Raw genomic sequence first — 17,970 nt, forward strand, 5'->3', positions numbered from 1 at the left:
GAAAGGAACGCTATATATGGTAGGTTCTCAGCCAGTGAGAAGGCATACAAAGCAGAAAGAAACCTTATTGGGGTTTTTGCGGCAATCTCGTAATTTTGTTTCTGCTCAAGATTTACATAGATTTTTAACTGATAATGGTGAGATTATTGGTTTAGCTACTGTTTATAGACAACTTAATACTCTTGCTCAGAGTGGGGAAGTAGATACAGTTAGATTTAACGGTCAGCAATTATTTAGAATTTGTGATGAGAATACTCACCATCATCATCTTGTTTGTGAACATTGCGGTAAAACTGTTGATATAGAGCCTCCGGATGACGAAGGTTGGATTCATAAAATCGCTGATTCGTATGGTTACACTGTTATAGATCACACTCTCGAAGTTTTTGGATTGTGTTCTGAGTGTCGTAAGTGACTTTTTAAGTTGCCAAACATAGGCAAAAAATAATATAAAAAAGGGAGTCTATAAGGACTCCCTAAACATAAAAATTATATTTACGTCATGCGAAGAAGCATTTTGCTGCTATGCAAGCGAGTATTACTAATACGATAGACGCTAAGAAACTTGCTGCAAAAGCCCAGCGACCCTTCTTGAAAATAGCCTTGAAGTTTACGTTAATTCCGAGAGCAGCCATAGCCATTCCGAGGAAAATGTATCCAGCTTCAACAAGAGTTGAATGATGTGCTGCTATGAAAGGTACGTAAGTTCCAATAACGGATGCTGCAATGAAACCAAGCATAAACCATGGGAAACTAATTTTATGCTTTCCACCATTTTCAACTTTGCTGTGACGAGCATTCCACCAAATTGCAATGAAAATTGATGCTGGAACAAGCATAAGAACTCGCGAGAGTTTCATTATTGTTGCAGCATTGATACTAACGGATGCTCCGCCAGCTGCAGTATTGATACTATCGAATGCTCCGCCAGCTGCAACAGCATGTGCGATTTCGTGAAGTGAAGCGCCAGAAGCAATGCCAAGCTGCTGCTTAGTCATACCAAAATGAGGAAGAATGAAGATTTCAGCAAGAGCGTAAATTGTACCCATAATTGCAACAGTTGCAACAGCCATAACTTCGTTTTGTTCTTTCTCATCTTCCTCTTCTGGAAGAACTGGCATTGATCCCGAAAGTCCCATAACTGCGGCTGCACCACAAATGCTTGTGCCGCCTGCTGTAAGCATTGCAAGTTGTGGGTTTACTTTCATAAGTTTTGCAATGTTGTATGTTACGAAAATCATTATTGCAACTAATATTGCTGCAATCGGTAAGCATTTAATGCCTTTCGTAAATAGATCATGCAAATTCAGATTAAAGCCTAGGAGAATAATTCCAAGGCGAAGAAGTTTGTTTGCAATCAAGCCTGCTGCGCTTTTAACGCCTGCGCGTCTTGAATCATTATTCTTTTTGTATGCGTGCAATGGCAGCTGCAGAGCCATGCCAACGAGCAACGCAATAATAAGAGCACCCAGTAATTGTAATCCTGGATAGTGTTTAAGCCAGCTGCCAATAAAGGAAGCTAGAAGTGTTAATACAGCAATGAGAGCCATATCGATGGTGCAGATTTTCTTTTTCCATGTATCAAAGAAATTAACCATTTAGCTCATTATTCTCTCATAATCGGACAAAAGATAACAAAATAACAACTAAAACTTTGATTATCTATTTTTAATTGCATATTTGTAGCGAAAAGTTTAACAACACGCCGAACATGAAAATTACAGAAATGAACATAATAAATCATTATTTATCTTTTCGTTTTGCGTGTTAGTTTGATGTGTGAGTTTGAGTGTGGAGTATGTTGCGTTTTACAGGAGTTATTGGATCTTCTATCTGTGAATATTTGATATTGAGTATTTTGCGCTCGCGAAGTTTGTTTGACTTTAGTTCCTGAATTCAGTTCTCTTAAACATAAGTGAGTAATTATAAACATTAGTTGGTGATTTTTGCATACTTTTCGACACACCGGTTTTGCTTGAAATTCCAACAAAATTTCGTTATAAATTTGTAATTTCTTTTTTGTACTCGACACTTAGCTTTTACAACATTAGAATGTCCTCTGGCATATGGGTCGGTGGTGCAATGGAGACCTCCCAGAAGCTGCCATCCCAGCGCTCGACGAGTGCTTGTTTTTTTAGCGACACTTGTTTACAAAGCATTTTATATAGCTTGTTTTTGCAAGGAGAAGAAATGAATTCGTTGTTCACGTGGCAGCTTCACGGCGATGGTAAAAAATTACAACCGGGCGAAGTTGTGGAGCCAGATGAGCGTTTAACATGGACTCGTACTGCTGGTATTGGTGCTCAGCATGTTATTGCAATGTTTGGTGCAACATTCTTAGTGCCTATTCTTACTGGCTTTGATCCATCAACTACTTTGATGTTCACTGCTCTTTCAACGGCACTGTTCTTACTTATTAACGCAAATAAGCTTCCTAGTTATCTGGGAAGCTCTTTTGGTCTTATAGCACCTGTTATGGCTGTGACAGCTGCTCATAAAGGCATTGCTGTTGCAAGCTTTGGAATTATGTGCACTGGTATTCTGCTTGCTCTTATTGGTGTGCTTGTACATTTTGCTGGAGCAAAGTGGATTGACATTATTATGCCGCCTGTTGTAAACGGTGCAATAGTTGCAATTATCGGTTTTAATTTAGGACCTGCTGTGTGGAGCAACTTCCAAAAAGCTCCAGATACAGCGTTAGTAACATTAGTTGCTGTTATGCTTATTGCAGTAATCTTCCGTGGTCTTCTAGGCCGTTTGAATATTCTCTTAGGTGTTCTTGTTGGCTATGCTTATGCTTGCTACAACGGACAAGTTGATTTTTCTAAGATTGAGAAAGCTCCTTGGATTGGTTTGCCTAACTTCCACACTCCAAAAGTTGATTTCTCTGTTCTTCTTATGTTCTTGCCTGTTGTACTTGTGCTTATTGCTGAAAACGTTGGTCACGTTAAGTCTGTAGCTCAAATGACTGGTCGCGATTACGATTCAAAGATTGGCACTGCATTGTTTGCAGACGGTTTGGGTACTGCTATTGCTGGATGCTTCGGTGGTTGTGGTACTACTACGTACGGTGAAAATATTGGAGTTATGGCTGCAACTAAAGTTTATTCCACTGCAGCTTATTGGTGTGCAGCAGCATTTGCATTCATCTTAAGCCTTTGCCCTAAGTTTGGCGCTGTTGTCAATTCTATTCCAGCTGGTGTTTTAGGTGGTGTTACTACTTTGCTTTACGGCATGATTGGCATGATTGGTGTGAGAATCTGGGTTGAAAACAAAGTGAACTTCGACAAGCCAGTGAATATTATGATTGCTGCAATCGTGATGATTATTGGTATTGCTAACTTCCAATTTGCTGTTTCTGGAATTCAATTCAATGGTATTGCAATCGGAACTGTTGTTGTGCTGGTTGTATACCACTTATTGAAGGTTATTGGTAAGCTCACTGGAACAATTGCTAAAAACGATCCAGATGTAGCTTAGTTTTATAATTTGATTTAATCTAATTTAATCTGATTTTCTTTAGCGCGCTCGTATTTTGAGAATTAACTCAATTTACAGCGCGCTAAATTTGTTATAACGTGCTTACCATAATGTATACTTAAAAATCTTTGAGTCGTATATTGAAGATAAGGAAGTGGAAGTTGTTAAATTCTGTGTCAAAAAAACAGGATTCTTCTTCTAAAGAGCATTCGAATAGGAAATTAGTAATATTTAAAGCATTTGATACTGCTTTTCCGTTCACTATACCGATTTGTGCTGGATATATGTTTCTTGGTATTTCTTATGGAATGCTAATGCATGCAAAAGGTTTTTCAATATGGTATCCAATTTTAATGAGCATACTAATATATTCCGGCACAATGGAATTTATTACTCTTGACTTATTCTTCTCTTCTTTCGACCCATTTTCTGCGCTAGTTTTAGCATTAGCTGTAAATGTCAGACATATTTTCTACGGCTTAACAATGCTAAAACCATATAAAGGTGCTGGAATAAAAAAGTTCTTTATGATTTTCGATATGACTGATGAAACATTTGCTGTAAATTCATCTGCTAAAATTGCAAAAAACGTAAACAGACAATGGTTTATGTTCTTTGTTTCTATTCTAAATCATTCCTACTGGATTATTGGTGCAATAATAGGCTGGCTTGTTGGTAGCATTTTGCCAATCAATATGAAAGGTATTGAGTTTGTTTTAACAGCATTGTTCCTAGTTATTTTTATTGAGCAGTGGCGTTCTAGTAAACATCATATTGTACTTATTCTTGGTGTTGTTATTTCTGTTGTGGCACTTTCATTTCTTGGCGCGAAAATGTTTATGATTCCTTCTCTAGTAACATTTTTGATAGTATTTATTATTTTTAGAAAATATTTTGAAAAATTATGCGTAAATTATAGTGACGATCCAGTTGTATCTAGTGAAAATTGCGAATCAAAAAAGGCGTAAATGTTATGAGTATGAACGTTTTTCAAAGCATAATAATTATTATTGTTGCAATTATTGGAACAGCATCAACTCGTTTTGCTGCATTTTGGATATTTCCAGAATCTAAAAAACCTCCTAAAATCGTGCGATATCTTGGAAGTATTCTTCCGTATGCTATGAGTGGTCTTTTATTAGTGTATTCGCTTAAAACTACTAATATTTTAAGTGGTTCTCATGGTCTTCCAGAAGCAATTTCGCTGATAGTAGTTGCATTACTTCATTGTTGGCGTAAAAATATGCTACTTTCAATCGCGTCTGGAACTATAACATACATGTTTTTAGTGCAATGCATATTCGTGTAATCAATTTTTGTGATTATTTAATAAAAGGATGCTTTATATAGTATTCTTAAAAATATGATTTACTCAATTTTGAAAGCTTTGCTTATTGTAGCAGGATTTGTACTTGTTTCTGTTATAAAAAAATATGGAAACAGTAAAAATAGTAATAGTTTTTACAATAAAGCTAGTAAACTCATGTCTTTCAATAGTAGTGAGTCTTCTAAAAATAATTATTCTAAAGATGACGAGTTGGATGACAATAATCAAGATCCTGAAATTTTAGATATTAGTAGTGATGAGAATAATAGTAGTACGAGTGATTTTTCTATGAAAAGTAAACTAAATTCCGCAAAAAAGTGGCATTGGATTATTATTTGTGCAGTATTGATCGTAGTTTTTGCTATAGCTGTAGTATTTGGCCTTGCAAAGTTTGTAACTGATTGCATGTGGTATTCTCAACTTGGATTTGAGAGCGTTATTTGGATTCAGTTAGCCTCAAAGGTGGGAGTATGGGCGCTTTACACTATTTTAATGGCTGCATTTGGATATCTTTCAGCATCTTTAGCTATTCGTAAACGACCAGATAGTTCAGATGGAACTCGCATTAGCATTAAAGGTAATGTTATTGAAATCAAGAAAGGTGTAAGTTCAAAAATTGCATTCCATGTTGCTGGAATTGTTTCTTTAATAGCTGGAGCGATTTTTGGATCACAATTTTACACTCATTGGGCGCAAATTTTACTTATGTTCCATGCTCAAAAATTTGGAATTAAAGATCCTCAGTTTGGTATTGATAATGGTTTTTACGTGTTCGTTCTTCCTGGCTTAAGATTGTTTATAAAAGCATTCGTATTACTTTTAGTATTCGCTTTGATTTTCTCTATAGCAACTCACTTATTCATGGGTGCAATTCGTATAACTATGCCTATAAAAGGTAAAGGTATATTCAGTATTACTAAAAATGCTCGTCGTCAAGTAGCTGCTTGGTTTATGCTTGTTATTACTTTTTTCACTGTTTCGCAAATAATAGATATTTTTGGAGCAGTTACTTTAGATGGTCCTAGAATTACAGGCGGATTGTATACAGACATGAACGTTTCAGTTCCGCTAGATATTGTTATGGCTGTATTGACGTTTATTGCTGGCGTTGTTATATGTGCTTGGTTATTAAAATCGCATTCTCTTTGCGGCGATGTTCCTTTAGGCACTCGTTTTGTTGCTGCTTTGAAAGCTTGGAAAACTCCATCTATAACAATTGCTTCTCTTTTAGCTTCATCGATTATATTGACTTTAGTTATTCCAATGCTGACTCAGCGTTTTAAAGTTGCGCCGAATGCGCAAGAGCTTGAAGCAAAGTATATACAGCGAAATATTGACGCAACAAAGTTTGCTTATGGTTTGAATGATGTTAAGAAGGAATCATATAACGCAACTTCTACAGGAAAGTCTGGAGCTCTTGCAAAAGAAGCAGAATCCACTGCGCAAATTCGTTTGCTAGATCCTCAAGTTACTTCTCCAACATTCCGTCAATTACAACAATCTAAGCAATATTACACTTTTGCAGATACGCTTTCAGTAGATAAATACGATATTGACGGTGTGAGTCAAGATACAGTTATTGCTGCTCGTGAGCTTGATTTAGACGGTAATGACAATCGAAATTGGGTGAATGATCATACTGTTTATACTCACGGTTATGGAATTGTTGCAGCTTATGGTAATAAAGTGACAACAGATGGTCAGCCACAATTCATGGAATATGGAATACCAACTCAAGGCAAGCTTACAAAATTGCAAAAGTATGAGCCGAGAATTTATTTCTCTCCAAATGCTCCAGAGTATTCGATTGTTGGCTCTCCAAAAGGTACTTCTCCTTGGGAATTTGATTATCCAACAGGTTCTAAAGGTGCATTAACTACTTTTAAAGGCAATGGTGGACCAAGTTTAGGTAGTTTCTTATCTAGACTTTTCCATGCTATTCGCTTTGAATCAGATCAGATTCTATTTTCAGATCGCGTGACTAAAAATTCTCAAATTTTGTATGATCGAAATCCTAAAGCTCGCGTATCTAAAGTTGCTCCTTACTTGACTTTAGATGGTAGAGTCTATCCTGCTGTTGTTGATGGAAGAGTTAAGTGGATTGTTGACGGATACACTACTTCTGATGCTTATCCATACTCTCAAATGACTGATTTTGGTAAAGTAACTCAAGATTCTACTACTACAACGTCTAATTCGATTAAAGGTTTAACTAATCAGCGTGCAAATTACATTCGTAATTCTGTAAAAGCTACAGTTGATGCTTACGATGGTTCTGTTGATTTGTATGTTTGGGATACTAAAGATCCTGTTATTAGAGCTTGGAGATCGATTTTCCCTGGTCATTATCATGATATTTCAAAGATTTCTGGAGATTTAATGAAGCATTTACGTTATCCAGAAAGCTTGTTTAAAGTTCAACGTTATTTGCTCGCAAAGTATCATGTAGATAGTGCAAGTCAGTTCTTCTCTGGGGAAGATTTTTGGCAGACTCCAGTTGATCCTACTGAATCTCAGCAAGCTCAGAATGAAGATATTTTGCAGCCTCCATATTATTTGACTTTGCAAACAGGAGATGCAAAGAAACCTGTATTCTCTCTTGTTTCTACATATATTCCTGCAGGTAGGATTACGCGAGAAATTCTAACTGGTTTCCTTTCAGTAGATTCAGATGCAGGGGATACTCCTGGTAAAATTTCTAAGAATTATGGAAAGATTCGTTTGCAAGAACTACCTAAAGTTTCTAACGTTCCAGGTCCTGGACAGGCTCAAAATAATTTTAATGCGAATGCAAATGTGTCTAAAGAATTGAATTTGCTTGAATCTGGTTCTACTAAAGTTAAGCGTGGAAATTTGCTTACTTTACCACTTGGTGGCGGATTAGTTTACGTTGAACCTGTTTATGTGCAATCTAGCGGTTCTACAAGTTATCCGTTGCTTAAAAAGATTTTAGTTGCATTTGGCGATCAAGTTGGATTTGCAGATACCTTAGATGAAGCTCTTAATCAAGTATTTGGAGGAAATTCTGGAGCTTTAGCAGGAGATGCGTCTAATAATCCTTCTGGATCTAAGGATTCTAAGGATTCTAAAGATTCTAAAGATTCTTCTGCGAATGCAGATTCTAAGGGTTCGTCAAAGAATACTTCTATGAGCAACAAATCTAAAGCTGCGCTTAAACGTGCTGCTAAAGCTTTGAAAGATTCTGATGATGCGCTCCATTCAGGTGATTGGAAAGCTTATGGAGAAGCTCAAAAAGAGTTGAAAGATGCTATTAACGAAGCTATGTTAGATGAATCTATAAAGCAATAATTTTAGTGATTTACGCTTGTGATTTTTCCAGTGATTTTACGCTAGTAGTTTTTGGCTTTTACGCTAGTAATTTTACGTTAGTGATTTTACGCTAGTAGTTTTTAGAAGATTCTATTTTAGTATCTTTTAGTATCTTTTAGGAGATTTTAGACGATTTATAATTGATTATCAGGATCTTCATCATCGCTTTGAGGTCCTAAAAGAATCCTTTCGCATACTCTAATAATTAGCATTAAAATTGCTGTGAGAGCAATTATTGCGATTGTAGCAGAGAAAATAAGCGGAGTTCTAAAAGAGTTATAAGCGAACTGAAGCCAAATTCCTAAACCGTTTCTAGCTCCAAGATATTCAGCTGTAGCGGCTGTTGAAAAAACATATGCTGCACTAATTCTTATTCCGCCAAAAATTTGTCTAGCTGCTACGCGTAATTTAACATGCCATAAAGTCCAAGTTTGGCTAGCTCCGCAAGTTAGCGCAACATCAGTGTAAAAACTTGGTACTGCATCCAGTCCGCGAATAGTTTGTACTGCAATAGGGAATACGCTGAAAATCATGACTATTGCAATCTTCCCTGACATTTCAAATCCAAACCAAATCAAAAAAATCGGCGCAATTGAAATAAGTGGCATAGTTTGAGCTGCACAAATAAGTGGGAATAGTGCAGATTTAACAAGCTTAAAAACGTGGAAAGTAACTCCTAAAAGAATGCCTATTATAATCGCAAGCGAAAAACCAATAATAGTTTCCTGAGCTGTTATTAACACAGCTGGAAATAATGTTGGTAATGTTTCAATCGTTGCTTTAGCAATAGAAGTTGGAGTTGGAATAAGATTTTCCGATATTTTGTTGCATTCGCAAGCTAGTTGCCATAAAACTAGCACAATAACTATTGATATTGGAGTTGGCAGATATTTTATAAGAATATTCTTTAAACGCGAGCGCGCCATATAGTTCTATTCCTTTCAATAATGCAATTGCTGCCCCAATTGCGTGTTCAAGCATGTTTGAATTGTATTCATTAAATTAAATTAAACCAAGTTTAGTAAATACATTCTATTAGTACCGTTGAACCAGATTTATTTTATATTTGTCGTTTGAATAATGCATAATCTAAATGTTTCGTGAGTCAATGTGTGGCAAACTGCGCGTATTTATAAATAAACGCGGGGGCATTGAACGGCGCGGGTGAGGCCCTTATTACCGTTTTCTGCCAATCTTGTGTCACTTTCCCAGAAAACGGTAAATGAGAATAAAGTAGGGAACTCATGAATATGCGTGCTATTAAACGCTTGTTTGCAGCTTTTCTTTCGATCTGTTGTTTGTATTCATTTGCTGCATGCACATCTTCTAATCAAAATAAGAATAAGAATCTTCAAAAAGTATCTTTTATGCTTTTTTGGGCGCCTGACACAAATCATATTGGTATTTATGTAGCAAAGAATAAAGGCTGGTTTAAGGATGCAGGTTTAGATGTAGATATTCTTGCTGTTGCTCAAACTGGTTCTGAGCATGCTGTTGATAGCGGTGCTGCAGATTTTGCTCTTAGCACACTAACTAATGTTGCTGATTTTTCAACTAAGGGAGCAAATCTTGAGCAAGTAATGCAAGTTCAACAAAAGCCAAGTGCTATTTGGTGTTCTCTTGCAAAGAACAATAAGATTCATTCTCCTAAAGATTTTGATGGACGTACTTTTGCTACATTTGGCTCTGCAGAAGGTGATGCAGTGATTCGCCGTATGATTCAACATGATGGCGGTCAAGGCAAATTCGATAAAGTGACAGTTGGTACTTCTACTTTCCGCACGCTTGAATCTGGTAAAGCTGATTTTGGCGGATTTTATGGCACTTGGGAAGGTGTTCAGTCGGAGATGTTTGGACCTAAACTTCGTTGCTTTAAGGAAGGCGATTATGGTGTTCCAGGACAGCCGGATACGATTGGCATAATAACTAATAAGAAAACAGTAGCTAATAACCCTAAGCTTGTTCGTGCGTTTGTTAAAGCTGCAAAGCGCGGTTATGAGTATGCGTATGCTCACCCAGATGAAGCTTCAGATATTCTTGTCAAAGAAGCAAAAGATGCAAATCTTGATCCAAAGTTTGTTAAGCGTAGTATGAAGATGATTGTTGATGGGCAATATTGGGGAAGTAAAGCTGATCTTAATAGTGGAAAGTTTGTTTTTGGTACAAGCGATGTTAAGGGTGCTCAAGATTACTTTAATTTCTTAAGTAAAGAAGGAGCATATACTGATTCTAACGGTAAAGTTACTAAGCAATTGCCTGATGCTAAAAAACTTTCTACAGATGAGTTTTTGAAATAGTTAAAAGTCTGTTATGTGATGTTTCTTAGTTAGATAATCATCAATTTTATATGATAACTAGTTTAGAAATAATTTAAAAATTATCTTACTATTGGCTAATCTCTTGCTAGAATAGGCAAAGGTATATGAGGGCGTATCAACATAACGTTAATGTGTTATGTATTTGATTCGCCCTTTATTGTTTTGACTTTGCGTATTGTTGTTTTAAGTTAGAAATAATAGAACAATATGAAGAAATGAAAACGGGGATATTATGGCATCAGATTTTTGGCTTATTGCAGGACTTGGAAATCCTGGCGCAAAATATGAAGGAACTCGTCATAATATGGGTTTCATGGTTGCTGACGTAATAGCTGAGCGTTGGTCAATTTCATTTTCGGATCATAAAGGTTTAGCTAAACTTGGCAAAGGAGTTATGAATCTTGATGGTAAGATTGCAAAATTCTTTCTTGCTAAGCCGCTCACTTTTATGAATGATTCTGGAGCAGCTGTATCTTCAATTAGTTCGTATTATCAAATTGAGTCAGATCATATTGTTGTAATTCATGACGATATGGATTTAGATTTTGGAAGAATTAAAGTAAAAGAGGGTGGATCTGCAGGCGGACATAATGGTATTCGCTCAATCGATCGGTCTCTTTCAACTCCTCATTATGCAAGAGTTAGAATGGGAGTAGGTCACGCTCAACGTGGAGCTCATGCGCATGATAATACTGTTAATTGGGTGTTGGGCGGATTTGGGGCAGCTCAAAAATCTGAGCTTCCTAATTTTCTTGCAGATGGTGCTGATGCTGTTGAAAGCGTGATTTTCCGCGGTCTTGCAGCAACTCAGGAGCGTTTCAATGGTCGCTGATGATGAGTATCTTAAATCTCATTTTAAGTCGAGTGAATCATTTCAGCTTCCTTACGTATTGAATGATATATGTAAAAAAGATAAAGTATTCTCTTTGCTTGCTTCAGGAGATATATACGATTATTTAGACTCAGATTTTAAGATTCCAAAATCTAAAAAATTAGATTTTGAAAGCTTTAAAAATAGTAAAAGTGAATCTAAATCACATGAATCTAAAGTTATAGATTCAAATAATTCTAATATTTACTCGCTTACTATTAGCGCTCCTTTAGGCATAAGACCTGCTTTAGCGATAGAAGTATCTAAGATTAAACCTGTTGTGATGATCGTGCCTTCTGAGCGCGATGCTAAAGATACTGTAACATCTCTTAGAGCTTGGGATAATGGTAATGCTCACAATATTGAACAATTAGCAGCTTGGGAAACTTTACCTCACGAACGTCTTTCGCCTAGAGCAGATACTGTTGCAAATCGAATGGCTGTTTTTCGTCGTCTGTGTCATCCTAATAATAATGATTCGATGTTTGGGCCAATAAAAATACTTGTAGTCCCTGTTCGTTCTCTTATTCAGCCTGTTGTTTCTGGTTTAGGTGATATTGAGCCTTTGGTTTTTAAGCGCAATCAAGAGATTGCTATGGAATATGTAATTCGACGTCTTATAAACCAAGCATATTCTCGCGTGGAATTAGTTATGGAGCGTGGAGAGTTTGCTGTTAGAGGTGGAATTATTGATGTTTTCGTACCTACTATGAGTCACCCTATTCGTATCGAATTTTTTGGTGATGAAATAGAAACAATTAAAGAGTTTCACGCTTCAGATCAGCGTACATATGGAGAAAATATAGACAGCGTATGGGTTACGCCTTGTAGTGAATTGTTATTTGATGATGAAGTTCGTGTTCGTGCTAAAAAACTTATAGGTTCTATACCTAATGCAGAAGATATTTTAGAATCTGTTGCAAATTCTATACCTGTTGAGGGTATGGAATCTTTAATGCCTGTTCTTGCGAAGAATATGCAGCCAATGTTTAATATGCTTCCTAAGAATTCAATTATTATGATTTCAGATCCAGAAAAATGTAGGAGAGCTGCAGAAGATTTATCTAGAACAGCAAACGAATTTTTGGCAGCTAGTTGGCATGTTGCTGCAACTGGTCACGGATCGGGTGCTCCTATTAGCTTTGATCAAGCTAGTTTCCTTGATTTTGATTCTTCTATAAATTCTTTGTCGTATGCAAATCATGATATTTGGAATCTCACATCATTTGGTATTGATAAAACTATTCCAAATAATATTGATTTGCCAATTGAAAATGCTAAAGAATTTCGTGGCGATGCGTCTAAGATTTCTAGTGGAATATCTGGATTGATTGACGAAGGTTATAAAGTTATTGTAACAGCTTCTGCGCCTGGTGCTTTATCTCGTATATCTCGTTCGATTTATGAAACTGGTGTTGCAAGTTTTAGCAAAATTGTTTCTTGTATTTCAGATGGTTTTGTAGATACTGCTGCGAAAATTGCACTTTTTACTGAGCGTGATTTAACAGGTCATAGTGCTAGTTCTAGCCAATTGAAAACACCTCAACGCCGTAAAAAATCTATTGATTTAATGGAGCTTAAACCAGGGGATTTTGTTGTACATGAGCAGCATGGTATAGGTCGTTTTATTGGCATGAAACAGAGAGAAATATCAACAGGTAATTCTCATGCAACTAGAGAATATTTGGTTATTGAATATGCTCCAAGTAAACGAAATTCTCCTGCTGATAAACTTTTTATACCAACTGATCAGCTTGATTTAGTGAGTAAATACATTGGTGCTGAAATACCAAAGCTTAATAAGCTTGGAGGTTCAGATTGGGCTCAAACTAAAGCAAAAGCGCAAAGTCATGTCAGAGATATTGCAGAAAATCTAATCAAATTATATTCTGCGCGTGCTTCTTCAAAAGGTTTTGCTTTTAGTGCAGATACTCCTTGGCAAAAAGAGCTTGAAGATGCTTTCCCTTATCAAGAAACTCCAGATCAGTTGACTACTATTGATGAAGTAAAAGCAGATATGGAAAAGTCGATTCCTATGGATCGATTGATTTGTGGGGACGTTGGATTTGGTAAGACAGAGATTGCTTTGCGTGCTGCTTTCAAAGCTGTTCAAGATTCTAAACAAGTTGTTGTTCTTGTTCCTACAACTCTTTTAGTTCAGCAACATTATGAAACTTTTACATCTCGTTTCGAAGGTTTTCCTATAAAAGTTGCTGCTATGAGTAGATTCCAAACTTCTAAGCAGCTTTCAGAAACTATTGATGGTCTAGCTGATGGAAGCGTTGATGTTGTAATTGGAACGCATAAATTGCTTAATCCTAGTATTAAATTTAAAGATTTAGGTTTAGTGATTATTGATGAAGAGCAACGTTTCGGTGTTGAGCATAAAGAAACGTTAAAAGCTTTGCGAACAAACGTTGACGTATTAAGTCTTTCTGCAACACCTATTCCTAGAACTTTAGAAATGGCTGTAACTGGCATACGTGAAATGTCAACTTTAGCTACTCCTCCAGAAGATCGCCTTCCTGTTTTAACTTATGTTGGTTCTTATGATGAAAAGCAGGTTGTTGCGTGTATTAAAAGAGAATTGTTGCGTGGAGGACAAGTATTTTATGTTCATAATCGAGTAGAAGATATTTCAAGTGTTGCATCTAAAATTCATGAGCTTGTTCCTGAAGCAAGAGTAGCTGTTGCTCACGGTAAGATGGGCGAAAAGCAACTTGATGCAGTAATACGAGATTTTTGGCATAGAGATATTGACGTTCTTGTATGCACTACGATTATTGAAACTGGTCTTGATATTTCTAACGCGAACACGCTTATTGTTGATCATGCAGATAGATTTGGGCTAAGTCAATTACATCAATTGCGTGGAAGAGTTGGTAGAGGACGCGAGCGCGCTTATGCTTATTTTCTTTATGATCCTTCTAAGCTTATGACTCAGCAAGCTCACGATAGATTAGCAACAATTGCTCAGCATACTTCTCTTGGTTCTGGTTTTGATGTTGCAATGAAAGATTTAGAATTGCGCGGAACAGGTAATTTATTAGGAGATGCACAAAGTGGACATATTGAGGGAGTTGGATTTGATCTTTACGTTCGTATGGTTTCTCAGGCTGTTGAAAAGTTTAAAGAGCCTGAGCGTGTGCAAGAAGTATCTACTTGTATTGATTTGCCAATAGAAGCGTCTATACCAACTTCTTATATTGACAGTGATAAATTGCGTTTAGAAGCGTATCGAAAGCTTTCTTATGCTCGCAATGATGAAGATTTGAAAGAAATTAAAGACGAATTATCTGACCGCTACGGTAATCCTCCTAAATCTTTTGAAGCTTTGTGCGATGTTGCTAGATTGCGTTTTTCTGCTAGTAAATTAGGTATTACTCAAATTGCTGCACAAGGGAAATTCGTGAGAATTATAGGATTAAGCCCTAAAGAATCGTTGTTAATGCGTTTGAAGAGGATTTATAAGGGGATACAATATCGTCCTTTAACACATATGCTTATTATTCCTGCTCCATTTGAATCATCATTGGGTTCTGTTTGTATGAGCGAATCTGAAGTACTTGAATGGACTAAGCAATTGCTTTCAGATTTAGCTTGGTAATTTTAGTGTGATTTATTGCAATGCAAGTCTAAGTTCGTCTTCTATAATCGTATGATTTTCTGGACGTTTTTGCGAGTCAAGTTTAGTGCGGTCAATATTCCACTCTTTAGCGATAACTCCATTTTTCATCATAAGAATTCTGTCTGAAAGACGAACTGCTTCAGAAATATCGTGAGTTACCATTATTACTGTCCAGCCATGTTTTTGTTTTAAGTTATCTAAAAGATCTTGCATGTCTAGTCTAGTTAAAGCGTCTAAAGCGCCAAAAGGTTCGTCTAATAATAATAATTCAGGATTATGAACTAAAGCTCGCGCTAATGAAACTCTTTGTGCTTGTCCTCCTGAAAGTTCTGAAGGCCATTTGGATTCACAATCGTTTAGTTGCATATCTTTAAGCGCGTTTTGTGCAATAGTTTTAAGATTAGATTTATTACCTTCCATTCCAAAAATCACATTTTGCCATACTGGTAACCATGGTATAAGTCGTGCATCTTGGAATCCTATTGCTTGATGTTGCGTGACTTTTATCGTTCCGCAATCTGGTTTTATTAAGTTAGAAATCACTTTAAGAAGTGTTGTTTTTCCGCAACCAGATCTACCTATAAGTGAGATAAACGTTCCACTTTGAATCGTGCACGTAATGTCTTTCAGTATTTCTTTATTTTCCTGAAAACTAACGCGTATGTGCTGAAGATTAACGCACTCATAGTTATTTGAATCGTTAATTTCAATAGAAGATTTTGCCAAATCTTGTGATTTAGTTTGCAAATCAGCATACGAATTCTTTGTTATCACGTTTATCTCACTATGTTAGAAATGTAAAGTGTGTTTGTATTTAATCACTTAGTGCAATCAATAGTTGATTTAGTGAAGTCAGGAACGGATTTAATAAATCCATATCTAACTTCCTGCTCAGCTTGTTTTGTCAACATTTCGCGACCTTTTGCATCAATTGGAAGAATGTCTGGAACGTAGAACTTTGCGACTTCTTTAAGCGTGCTTTCAGATGCACCAAATTCTTTATAAGCGTTAGTGATCACGCTAGGATCTTTCTTTGCTTTTTGGGCTTCCTTAACTAATGCGCGATACATTTTCTTAACTAAATCTGGATGCTTTTTAGCAAATGATGCAGAAACCATGTGTATAGAAACGTTTAGATTTCCATAATCTTTAGCATTAACAATTCGTTTTGATCCTGGAGTCGCTATTGCTGCTGCTAAATTCTGGTCAAATGTTGCTAGTGCGTCAATCTTTTTAGTTGTGAAAGCTACTTGGAAGTTTTTAGGACTCATTTCAACTTCTTGAACTTTAGAAACGTCTAGTCCAGCTTTTTCAAATGAACGGTGAATTACGTAATCTCCAGTTCCACCTTTAGCTATGATTCCAATTTTCTTTCCATACAAGTCTTTTAGTGTTTTAATACCGCTATTAGGAGCTGCTACTATTCCTTGAGAATCTCCGTTGTAGTATTCAATAGCGAATGCAACCCACGGTTGATTTTTTGAAGCCCAATCAATAAAGCGAGTAGTTCCTGTTGAAGAAGCGTCTGCAGCTCCGCTATTTACTGCAGCATATGCGTCTAGTGGAGCGTAAGGTCCTGTAAATTTTACTGTTGATTTGCCAAATTCTTTTTGTGCAAAATCATCATTTTTCAAAGTTGTTAGATAGTTAGCTGTTGAAAGATATGCTACACGCATAGTTCCATTGCTTGATGAAGATGATTGTTTAGATTGTTGAGCGCTACCACATGATGCAAGAGCTATCGTAGCGCAGAAGGCGCATGTTACAGCTAAAGCGCGTTTACTTATGTTTGACGCATTAAAATTAAACATAATTAGTTCCTTTTGTTTTATGTTGTTTTGGTTATTTTGTGATTATTTTTTAGTTTTTAATTTCTTCTTTTTTAGTTTTTCTTTTTCGCTTTCTTCGCTCTGGCATAAGAGCATATTCAAATATGTTTGCTGTAAATTCTGAGCTAAGACCTGCAATTGCATATAAAATAATGCATGCCATAGTTTGTTCCGGTCTAAAGAATTGTTGAGCGCGAGCAAGAATATATCCAAGTCCTATTGAAGAATTAACTGTTTCACAAGTTACTAAAGCTACCCAAGCAACAGATATTGCGAATCGTAAACCAGTCATAAAACTTGGTAATGTGCCACGAAGCAAAATCTTTGTAAAAATAGTTGATTTTTTAACGTTATAAGCTTGAGCTAATTCTAATAATTTTGGATCAATATTTCTAACTCCATCGCGGATATTTACATACATAGGTCCAAAAACTCCAACGGCGATAAGAGCAATCTTCATCATTTCATCTATTCCTAGAAAAATAATGAATAATGGAGCTAAAGCTGGGAATGGTATTGAACGTAGCATATGGCTTGGCTTGTCAATTATTGTATTGCCAAGTTTACTGCCTCCTGCGAGTAGCCCGGCTGGAACAGCGAAAGCGATACCTAATAATAGTCCTGCAATAACTCGAAAAATACTTATTGCCAATGAAGGCATAAGTATTCCTTCGTTATTTAAGTCAATAAATGCTTGCACTACCTCAAGAGGGGAAGGTAAAGCTCGATTTTCAATTGGAGAAAGTGTAGTGAAAAACCACAAAAGCAAAATTACAATTGTAGAAATCCAAATTTTGCATGAAGACAACACATTGCATACAATCTTCAATATCTTTTTTGCTTCGTCATGCGAATGGTAATTCATTCGACAATCCCTTCGATAGTGCTAACTATATCAGGTTCGACGAGTATAATCTCAGCGCAATACGCTATAAATTATTGGTTATAGCATGACATACTGCGCACCCCGTGTCCGTGCCAATTATTGCTTATGGGTATGGACAAGTGTTGTAGAATGTAAGGATTTTTTAAAAGTTGTGTAGTTTTTATTTGTGTTTTAGCGTGTGTATTAGCATGTGTATTAGCATGTGTATTAGCATGTGTATTAGCATGTGTATTAGCATGTCTTAGTTAAAGTTTTTGTTAAAGTTTTTTGTTACATGTCTTAGTCAAAGTTTTTGTTGACT

13 protein-coding genes and 1 riboswitch are annotated in these 17,970 nt (G+C 36.3%); of the genes, 8 read left to right on the forward strand and 5 right to left on the reverse strand.

Going from position 1 to position 17,970, the window contains the following annotated elements; translation table 11 throughout:
• The first annotated feature begins 16 nt into the window (after window positions 1-16).
• Window positions 17-415 carry a Fur family transcriptional regulator gene (locus Q0X59_RS03160; RefSeq protein WP_075523410.1) on the forward strand — a complete coding sequence of 133 codons (399 nt, stop codon included), beginning with the start codon at window positions 17-19 and terminating at the stop codon, window positions 413-415.
• Between the two features lie 85 nt (window positions 416-500).
• On the opposite strand, the gene Q0X59_RS03165 is transcribed toward Q0X59_RS03160, so the two are convergent.
• Entirely contained in the window at window positions 501-1,598 is a 1,098-nt protein-coding gene (locus Q0X59_RS03165; protein ID WP_075523409.1) for a putative sulfate exporter family transporter, read from the reverse strand.
• 592 nt (window positions 1,599-2,190) lie between these two features.
• Here Q0X59_RS03165 and Q0X59_RS03170 point away from each other — a divergent pair.
• The 4 genes from Q0X59_RS03170 to Q0X59_RS03185 all read left to right on the forward strand — a co-directional run bounded on the left by Q0X59_RS03170 (window position 2,191) and on the right by Q0X59_RS03185 (window position 8,116).
• Window positions 2,191-3,480: a solute carrier family 23 protein gene (locus tag Q0X59_RS03170; protein ID WP_075523408.1), complete on the forward strand. Its 1,290-nt coding sequence runs from the start codon at window positions 2,191-2,193 to the stop codon at window positions 3,478-3,480.
• A gap of 173 nt (window positions 3,481-3,653) precedes the next feature.
• Window positions 3,654-4,448 carry an AzlC family ABC transporter permease gene (locus Q0X59_RS03175; protein ID WP_297643128.1) on the forward strand — a complete coding sequence of 265 codons (795 nt, stop codon included), beginning with the start codon at window positions 3,654-3,656 and terminating at the stop codon, window positions 4,446-4,448.
• Between the two features lie 5 nt (window positions 4,449-4,453).
• Window positions 4,454-4,789, forward strand: a complete 336-nt coding sequence (locus Q0X59_RS03180) for an AzlD domain-containing protein (protein ID WP_297643130.1) — start codon at window positions 4,454-4,456, stop codon at window positions 4,787-4,789.
• 306 nt (window positions 4,790-5,095) lie between these two features.
• A complete protein-coding gene (locus Q0X59_RS03185) occupies window positions 5,096-8,116 on the forward strand; it encodes a UPF0182 family protein (RefSeq protein WP_297643161.1) in 3,021 nt (1,006 codons plus the stop codon).
• Window positions 8,117-8,271: 155 nt separating this feature from the next.
• Here Q0X59_RS03185 and Q0X59_RS03190 read toward each other — a convergent pair whose 3' ends face one another.
• Entirely contained in the window at window positions 8,272-9,063 is a 792-nt protein-coding gene (locus Q0X59_RS03190; RefSeq protein WP_075523406.1) for an ABC transporter permease, read from the reverse strand.
• A gap of 318 nt (window positions 9,064-9,381) precedes the next feature.
• On the opposite strand from Q0X59_RS03190, the gene Q0X59_RS03195 reads away from it, so the two are divergent.
• From Q0X59_RS03195 to mfd, 3 genes are all read left to right on the forward strand, one after another.
• Window positions 9,382-10,434 carry an ABC transporter substrate-binding protein gene (locus tag Q0X59_RS03195; protein ID WP_075523405.1) on the forward strand — a complete coding sequence of 351 codons (1,053 nt, stop codon included), beginning with the start codon at window positions 9,382-9,384 and terminating at the stop codon, window positions 10,432-10,434.
• Window positions 10,435-10,687: 253 nt separating this feature from the next.
• The gene (gene pth, locus Q0X59_RS03200) at window positions 10,688-11,287 is read left to right on the forward strand and encodes an aminoacyl-tRNA hydrolase (RefSeq protein ID WP_297643133.1); all 600 of its coding nucleotides are present in this window, start codon (window positions 10,688-10,690) and stop codon (window positions 11,285-11,287) included.
• On the forward strand, window positions 11,277-14,933 hold the full coding sequence (mfd, locus tag Q0X59_RS03205) for a transcription-repair coupling factor (protein ID WP_297643135.1): 3,657 nt from the start codon (window positions 11,277-11,279) through the stop codon (window positions 14,931-14,933). The genes pth and mfd overlap by 11 nt, the downstream gene beginning before the upstream one ends.
• A 12-nt stretch (window positions 14,934-14,945) precedes the next feature.
• On the opposite strand, the gene Q0X59_RS03210 is transcribed toward mfd, so the two are convergent.
• From Q0X59_RS03210 to Q0X59_RS03220, 3 genes are all read right to left on the reverse strand, one after another.
• Entirely contained in the window at window positions 14,946-15,680 is a 735-nt protein-coding gene (locus tag Q0X59_RS03210) for an ABC transporter ATP-binding protein (protein ID WP_075523467.1), read from the reverse strand.
• 92 nt (window positions 15,681-15,772) lie between these two features.
• Window positions 15,773-16,765, reverse strand: coding sequence for an NrtA/SsuA/CpmA family ABC transporter substrate-binding protein (locus tag Q0X59_RS03215; RefSeq protein WP_297643137.1), 993 nt, complete (start codon window positions 16,763-16,765; stop codon window positions 15,773-15,775).
• 49 nt (window positions 16,766-16,814) lie between these two features.
• A complete protein-coding gene (locus Q0X59_RS03220; protein ID WP_082266240.1) occupies window positions 16,815-17,648 on the reverse strand; it encodes an ABC transporter permease in 834 nt (277 codons plus the stop codon).
• A riboswitch (TPP riboswitch) is annotated at window positions 17,638-17,763 on the reverse strand. Its footprint overlaps the gene before it by 11 nt.
• Between the last annotated feature and the right edge of the window lie 207 nt (window positions 17,764-17,970).

The organism is uncultured Gardnerella sp. (assembly GCF_947280595.1).
Taxonomy (GTDB): Bacteria; Actinomycetota; Actinomycetes; order Actinomycetales; family Bifidobacteriaceae; genus Bifidobacterium; species Bifidobacterium vaginale_A.

Coding starts and splice junctions, on each gene's coding strand:
- Q0X59_RS03160 (WP_075523410.1), top strand. CDS start 17: ATGGTAGGTTCTCAGCCAGTGAGAAGGCATACAAAGCAGAAAGAAACC.
- Q0X59_RS03165 (WP_075523409.1), bottom strand. CDS start 1,598: ATGGTTAATTTCTTTGATACATGGAAAAAGAAAATCTGCACCATCGAT.
- Q0X59_RS03170 (WP_075523408.1), top strand. CDS start 2,191: ATGAATTCGTTGTTCACGTGGCAGCTTCACGGCGATGGTAAAAAATTA.
- Q0X59_RS03180 (WP_297643130.1), top strand. CDS start 4,454: ATGAGTATGAACGTTTTTCAAAGCATAATAATTATTATTGTTGCAATT.
- Q0X59_RS03185 (WP_297643161.1), top strand. CDS start 5,096: ATGAAAAGTAAACTAAATTCCGCAAAAAAGTGGCATTGGATTATTATT.
- Q0X59_RS03190 (WP_075523406.1), bottom strand. CDS start 9,063: ATGGCGCGCTCGCGTTTAAAGAATATTCTTATAAAATATCTGCCAACT.
- Q0X59_RS03195 (WP_075523405.1), top strand. CDS start 9,382: ATGAATATGCGTGCTATTAAACGCTTGTTTGCAGCTTTTCTTTCGATC.
- pth (WP_297643133.1), top strand. CDS start 10,688: ATGGCATCAGATTTTTGGCTTATTGCAGGACTTGGAAATCCTGGCGCA.
- mfd (WP_297643135.1), top strand. CDS start 11,277: ATGGTCGCTGATGATGAGTATCTTAAATCTCATTTTAAGTCGAGTGAA.
- Q0X59_RS03215 (WP_297643137.1), bottom strand. CDS start 16,765: ATGTTTAATTTTAATGCGTCAAACATAAGTAAACGCGCTTTAGCTGTA.
- Q0X59_RS03220 (WP_082266240.1), bottom strand. CDS start 17,648: ATGAATTACCATTCGCATGACGAAGCAAAAAAGATATTGAAGATTGTA.